This is a genomic window from Methanobrevibacter sp., from assembly GCF_045114555.1.
Classification (GTDB): domain Archaea; phylum Methanobacteriota; class Methanobacteria; order Methanobacteriales; family Methanobacteriaceae; genus Methanobrevibacter.
Genome location: NZ_JBGUKT010000020.1, coordinates 22,242 through 29,272, shown reverse-complemented (window position 1 = coordinate 29,272; position 7,031 = coordinate 22,242). Strand labels below are relative to the sequence as shown.

5 protein-coding genes are annotated in these 7,031 nt (G+C 32.6%); all 5 read left to right on the top strand.

Features of this window, described 5'->3' with window-relative positions:
- The first annotated feature begins 415 nt into the window (after window positions 1–415).
- A complete protein-coding gene (locus ACJMLB_RS05040; RefSeq protein WP_405324184.1) occupies window positions 416–1,654 on the top strand; it encodes an MFS transporter in 1,239 nt (412 codons plus the stop codon).
- Between the two features lie 234 nt (window positions 1,655–1,888).
- Window positions 1,889–2,443: a LemA family protein gene (locus ACJMLB_RS05035; protein ID WP_405324182.1), complete on the top strand. Its 555-nt coding sequence runs from the start codon at window positions 1,889–1,891 to the stop codon at window positions 2,441–2,443.
- A 60-nt stretch (window positions 2,444–2,503) separates the two neighbouring features.
- Window positions 2,504–4,291, top strand: coding sequence for a DUF2207 domain-containing protein (locus ACJMLB_RS05030; RefSeq protein ID WP_405324180.1), 1,788 nt, complete (start codon window positions 2,504–2,506; stop codon window positions 4,289–4,291).
- An 817-nt stretch (window positions 4,292–5,108) separates the two neighbouring features.
- The gene (locus ACJMLB_RS05025) at window positions 5,109–6,491 is read left to right on the top strand and encodes an MFS transporter (RefSeq protein WP_405324178.1); all 1,383 of its coding nucleotides are present in this window, start codon (window positions 5,109–5,111) and stop codon (window positions 6,489–6,491) included.
- A 124-nt stretch (window positions 6,492–6,615) separates the two neighbouring features.
- The gene (locus tag ACJMLB_RS05020) at window positions 6,616–6,888 is read left to right on the top strand and encodes a hypothetical protein (protein WP_405324176.1); all 273 of its coding nucleotides are present in this window, start codon (window positions 6,616–6,618) and stop codon (window positions 6,886–6,888) included.
- The last annotated feature ends 143 nt before the right edge of the window (window positions 6,889–7,031 follow it).

The window sequence follows — 7,031 nt, the reverse complement described above, 5'->3', positions numbered from 1 at the left end:
ATTGTCCCAATCGGGGCGAGTAAATTCCCTATAGGTTCTTCTTTTCTTTTATTTTTATCTTTCAAATAAAATTTTCACATTACTATTTTTAATTAATTTTATAAATTCTTCATTATTTTTTTCATAATTTTGAAAATAAGACCATGAAATTATATCAATTATTTGTAATCCTTTTGAATTAGTTGATGAAAGATGAGAAATTTCATATTATGATTTTTCGTTTATATATTTAATTAATCTTCTATACGATGTTAATTTTTCATTTAAGATATAATTTACACTTTAAATATGATATTATAATTATTTAATTAAAAAATAATTAAATAAAGCATTTTTATGAAATTAATTTTTAATTTAAATATTTTTTAAAAGATAATTAAAAGTTTTAAATAAATAAAAATATAAATAATATTTAATGAACGCTATAAAAACTTCCAATCAAAACGAGGATAAGATATTCACCATAGACTTCTTTTTAATCTTCGGTGCATTGCTATTTTCAGCTCTTGTAATGTATGCATTGATGTCTACAGTTACTGAGTATGCAACTTCTATGGGAACAAGCGCTACCATAGCGGGTCTTGTATCTGGAATATACATCTTCGGAGGGCTTTGTTCAAGAATATACTCTGCAAATGCACTTGAGAGAAGGGATTGGAAGAAATTAGCCATTATTTTCTTAAGCATTCACTTTTTAGCATGCATTTTCTACTTTTTTGCAAACAATATAAGCTTGCTTTTGATTGTAAGATTCATTCATGGGCTTGGATTTGGTGCTTCTGCAAATGCTATTGTTACCATTGCAAGTGCAATATTGCCTAAGAAACGCTTTGGAGAGGCATTTGGATACTTTATGCTTGGAACTACAATTGCTGTTGGATTAGGCCCTTACATTTCAGGATTTTTCTATGACAATTGGGGTTCTTTTGGCTCTTTCTCTCTTGCAACCGCCTTTGCTTTTCTTGGATTGTTATGCATACTTCTTTTGGATATAAGCAAATATGAAATTAAGCATAATAGTGAGATTGAAAATAGCATGTACAGAGATAAAACTCCTAATAATGCTATTTTAGAAGAAAAAGGAAGAATCAGAGGGGTTATAGATAAGATATTTGAAGTTCCAGCTATACCTGTTTCCTTATTTACAGGACTTACAAGCCTTGGATATGTTTCCATATTGTCATTTTACAGATTGTATGCTGTTGAAGTTGATTTGGTAAGTGCATTCTCCTTATTCTTTATAATCTACTCCATTGTTCTTGTGGCTTCAAGACCTATTGCAGGGAGAATTCAGGACAATTATGGTGATAAGATTGTCTGTTTCACTGGAATCATTGCACAAGCCATAGGGCTCTTTCTAATCGCTTGGATGCCTTCTGCCATAACTGTTTTCATTTGTGCAGTTTGTGCTGCACTTGGTTTCGGTACATTGAATTCAGCTTGCACAGCTATTGTAACAAGGGACACATCAGCAAATCGCCGTCCTTATGCAATATCCACATTCTTCATATTCTGTGATGGAACTATGGGATTTGGCCCTGCATTGCTTGGATCTTTTGTAAGTGCTGCAAGCGGATATGCTCCTGTTTACTTCATATCATCATTCATTACATTGCTTGCATTGCCAATAGCCTTTTTTGCACTTAAAAAATAGTCTAATAAATTATCCTTTTTTTATATCAATTTTTAATTAACTATACTTTACTTTTTTAAGAAATATTAATTCTCATTAAATTTAAATATAAAAGAATAAATATTTAAATGAAAATAAATATGTTCATAGTGATTATAATCTTGATTTATTGAATAAGTTTTTCATGATCTGAAAAGATTTAATATAAGTCAAAAGATTGTAATAATTATAGAACAAATTATCGTAGGTGAAACTATGAATCTTTTATTAATAATTTTAATCGTTATAATACTCATTATTCTTGTAGCTATTGTAGCTATTTACAATGGTCTTGTAACTGCAAGAAACAAAGTAAAGAATGCATGGGCTCAAATCGATGTTCAATTGAATAGAAGAGCGGATTTGATTCCTAATTTAGTTGAAACCGTAAAAGGATATGCAGCTCACGAAAGCTCTGTATTTGAAGATGTGACTGCAGCAAGAGCAGGATTGATGAATGCAAATGGCGTTAAGGAAATAAGTGACGCTAACAATCAATTGTCCAGCACCTTAAAGACCTTGTTTGCTGTTGCAGAAAACTATCCTGAATTGAAAGCTAATGAAAACTTCAAGGAATTGCAAGCTCAATTAGCACAAACTGAAGATAAGATTGCTTATTCCAGACAATTCTACAACGACACTGTATTGATGTACAATAACAAATGTCAAACATTCCCAAGCAATATCTTTGCAGGAATGTTCGGATTCAAGGAAGCTGACTTCTTTGAAGCTGCTGGAGAAGCAAGATCTGTACCTAAAGTTGAATTCTAATCTTTATATTGGTATGAATTAGCATATGGAGTATCTCTCATGTGTTAATAGGAGAAAACTATGAATTTTAAAAACAAGGCATTGGCTATTCTTTTAATCCTTATATTCTGCTTATCCATATTGCCTACAGCATCTGCTGTAGACTATTCCATTCCATATGCCAATGTGGATATACAGGTATACGAGGATGGACTCATCAATGTCTATGAAGAGATTGATTATCATTTCGATTCATCTGCCAATGGTGTTTACAGGGATATTCCCCTAAAGAGGAACCAATCTGTTGAGAATCTTCGCGTTTATGTAGAAGGTGCTTATTACGATTATCAGATAATTGATCGGGGCGGAATGGAACGGATTAAGATCTATCTTTACCGTGATGCCGCTAAAACCCAAAAGATTACATCTGGAACTGATGTTAAGGTTTATCTCCAATATGACTTCACCCATGTTGTAAAGGTCTACAATGATGTAGCTGAATTGCAATACAAGGTTTGGGGAGATGAATGGGAAGAGGATTTAGGCTCTTTGGATGCTGTAATTCGTTTCCCAGATGATACAAAGCTTGAATATTGGATAAACCCTGCATACAGTGATGCTAAAACCAAATGGTCTGACGGCAATTTATTGATTTCCAGTGATGGAGTGTCTGAAGGAAGCTATGTTGAAGCAAGAGCTCTCATTCCATTGGAAGAATTATCATCCAGCACTCCTTATGCACAGCACATCAATAAGAATGCTGGGGATGAAATAAGGAACATGCAAAAAAGCGAAGCTGATACACAGACTCTCTTAAGCACTGTAGGTTCCATTGTCAATTATCTCCTTGTAGCATTATGTGCCATTCCACTTGCAATCTATTATAAGTTTGGAAGGGAACCGAAAACAGATTATCAAGGAATCTATGAGCATGAGCCTCCAACCAATGACCCTCCAGCATTTGTAAATGCCCTTATGGGTGGATTTGGAAAGAATGTCGGTGATTTGGATCAAAAGGCTTTCCAAGCTACAATAATGGATTTGATCAATAGGGGAAAACTTGGAGTGGACTCTGAAGATGATACTGAATTCACTAAAACCACTTTCCTTACCGTAAAGTCCACCGATGGCCTTGAAAGATATGAAAAGGAATTGGTTGACATCTTGAGAACCTATGAATTAAATGGCAGAATCAGTTTCTCATACATGCAGGATTGCCTTAGAGAGGAAAACCAAGCTCGCTCTTACCAAGACAGATACAACAATTGGTGTCAAAACTTCAAGAATGACTATTTGCCTGAAGAGGTATTCGAGGAATACTTTGATCAAAAGGGTTCCGATTATATGATGTACTTTGGTATAGGAGCACTAATATTGGCAATTATCGTTGGAGCATTATCCATTTTCATACACTTTAGAGGAAGCTTCATAACCACTCTATTTGCAATCTTCTTTGCAATAGTCGGTGTTGCTTGCCTTATCATGCCATCTGGAATAGGTGGAAAATACACACTTAAAGGAAAGCTTTACACTGAAAGATGGGAGAAATTCAAGAAGTTCCTTAAGGATTACTCATTGATAAAGGAACATCCTCCAGAATCAATTGCAATATGGAACCAGTATTTGGTCTATGCAACTGCACTTGGTGTAGCGGATGAGGTCTATAAGGCTATGAAACTCCATGTTTACGGTGGATTGGACAATCCGAATTACACAACAAATGACTTGTTCATGTTCTATTACCTTGGTGGATACAATCATGTAAACAGTTCATTTGCAACTGCATCATCTACCATTTCAGCTGCCAACAATGACTCCATAGGAGGAATCGGAGGCGGTTCCGGTGGTGGAGGTGGTGGTGCATTCTAAACCCAAGCTTTTACAGGCCTTCGGCCTGCAAAACCTTGACCAAAACTCTTTCCACAGTAATAGAAATTAAATTTTTATTTTTCTTTTTTCTATTTTTTTATTTATTTTTATCTTTAATTTTATTTTAGAGTATTACTTAATTTTTATTTTTATTATTACTTTTACATTGTTATTTATTTAAAGAATAATACTCTTTATAAAGGGTATTACTGATTTAAGCTATTTTTAGCCATTTGTAATAAGAAAAACTTTATATGATTATTACTACTATATATTAAATAAGCATGATATTACTTTTTAGTAAATTTTTATTATTTTTATAAATATTATCGCTGTGTTACCTTTAAAGTTAGATTCTGAAAGTTTATTGAAAAATGATATTGTGCAATATTTAAGATAATAAGTATATTTACTTATTTTCTCTCCTTAATGCATTTTAGATAAGGTTATGATGATTTGCAGAAAAAAAGTTTATTTAAATCTTAAAAATCACTACAATCCAAATATTATTTAAAAATTTCTAAATCACAAAACATTATAATAGCAATCTCTTCTGCAAATCGTTATAATCTTTATCTAGTCTCTTTTTTTAAATTATTTTTTTTTAAATTTTTTTACATAATTAGTTTTTAGCTATTTTTCTTTCAATGTACTATTAAAAATTATATAAATGTTTTAGCTATTTCTTTCAAGTGTTGTTTTAAAAATTATATTAAATGTTTTAGCTATTTTTCTTTCAATGAACTGTTAAAAAATTATATAAAAATTTATATTAAATCTAATTTATAACTAATAATATCAATCAAAAGGTGTTAATGTGGGTATTGTTAATAGATTAGGTTTGGAAAAATCAGTTATTCTGCTTGCTGCAGTCGTTTCATTTGTCACTGCTTTTTTAGCAAACATTTCAGTTGCCCTTCCCCTTATAGCACGTGAACTTGCAATGAGCAATATAGTTCAGAATTGGGTTGCTACCATCTTTTTGCTTGCAATTGCTGCATTATCAATACCTTTAGGAAAATATACAAGCAAGTATGGCCTTAAAAGATCTCTTTTTATAGGAATTATAGTCACTATGATTGGAGTGATCATTTCCTGCTTCTCTTTTACCAGTGAGCTTCTACTCTTTTCAAGGGTCGTTCAGGGAATAGGAACTGCATTCATCAATGTCGCTTCAATGGCACTTATCGTTTCTGCTGTTCCTCCAGAAACCCGTGGACAAGCTTTAGGACTTAATATTGCAGGAGTTTACATAGGATTATCTTCAGCTCCAGTTATAGGTGGTATAGTGATCTATTACCTTGGATGGCAAAGTATCTTCTATTGCATGCTTCCTTTCCTCATATTCTCAGCTATTCTCTGTTATTCATTAGAGGATGAATGGACAATGTATGATGGTGTGATAGATAAGATTGGTTCAATTGTCTATATGCTTGGAATATTGCTTTTCGTTTATGGATTTACAGTGATAAATACCGGTTTAGGTAAGATGCTATTAGTTGCTGGTTTGGCCTTACTGATTTGCTTTGCGTATATTGAATTGAGGATTGATAATCCTGTATTTGAAGTGAGATTGTTTAAGAATGCAAGGTTCTCCTCTTCAAATTTAGCATCCTTGATAAGTTATTTGGCAACTTTTGTTATCACATACATAGTAACCTATCATTTTCAATACATTATGGGCCTAGATTCCCAAATGTCTGGCCTACTTCTAATCGTAACACCAGTCATGATGGCAATATTGGCACCGATATCAGGTAGAATTTCAGATAAGATTGACCCTCAAAAGCTTGCAGCCATTGGTATGGGATTTGTAACTGTAGCGATTCTGATTCTATGCTTCCTGAATGAGTCAACTCCATTGTATCTCATTATAATTGCAATGTTCCTTCAGGGAATCGGTTATGGATTGTTTTCAACTCCAAACACCAATGCGATTATGAGTTCTGTTCCAAAAGAGGAGACAGGAACCGCTTCTGCATCTTTAGCTGCTATGAGAGTTATAGGTCAGACATTAAGTATTGGTTTACTTACAGTTATATTTGCTTACATTATGGGAAATGTGCCTATTGTTCCTGAATATTATCCATTGCTTATGGAAAGTTCAAGGATTTCCTGTATCATTTCAGCTATTTTATGTGTAATAGCAGTCTGTGCTTCATTGGTTGGATTAAGATCTGATGTTGAGTATGAGACTTAAATTTATTTTTTTACTTTTTTTAATTCAATATTTTTTCTATCTTATTCATCATTTTTTCATAAAATGGTTTAATATAGCAAACCTTTATAAGTGACGAAGTTTATAATTTTGTTCCGGGGATATGATGATAGGAAAAAGCAATATTTTAAAAAAACAGGAACAAGAAAAAGAGCTCCCAGATTATGGAATTGGTCCAATTGTGGCTGCATATTTCCTAGGGTACCTCAAATCTGAAAACGGTGAAAAGATCGCAGATGAGGATATTGAAAAACTCTACATTGGAGCTTGTCTTAGACTAGGAATCGGTCCAGTTGAAGACCTTTCTGAATTGTTCCAAGTATTATTTGGCTTAGGAGAAGAGAAAAAGGATGACAAACCTCTTCAGTACTATGCTTAAATAATCAAACTTTTTCTTTTTTATCTATTTTAACTATTAACTATTTTTAACTATTTTTAACTATTTTTTGTATTGTTATCAATCATTTTTGCTTATTCTTATTTTATATAATTCCATTCCTCTAGGTTTATAATTTTAAATAA

Bases quoted from the DNA above. Each gene is read 5' to 3' on its own strand.
- ACJMLB_RS05040 (WP_405324184.1), top strand. From the start codon at position 416: ATGAACGCTATAAAAACTTCCAATCAAAACGAGGATAAGATATTCACC.
- ACJMLB_RS05035 (WP_405324182.1), top strand. From the start codon at position 1,889: ATGAATCTTTTATTAATAATTTTAATCGTTATAATACTCATTATTCTT.
- ACJMLB_RS05030 (WP_405324180.1), top strand. From the start codon at position 2,504: ATGAATTTTAAAAACAAGGCATTGGCTATTCTTTTAATCCTTATATTC.
- ACJMLB_RS05020 (WP_405324176.1), top strand. From the start codon at position 6,616: ATGATAGGAAAAAGCAATATTTTAAAAAAACAGGAACAAGAAAAAGAG.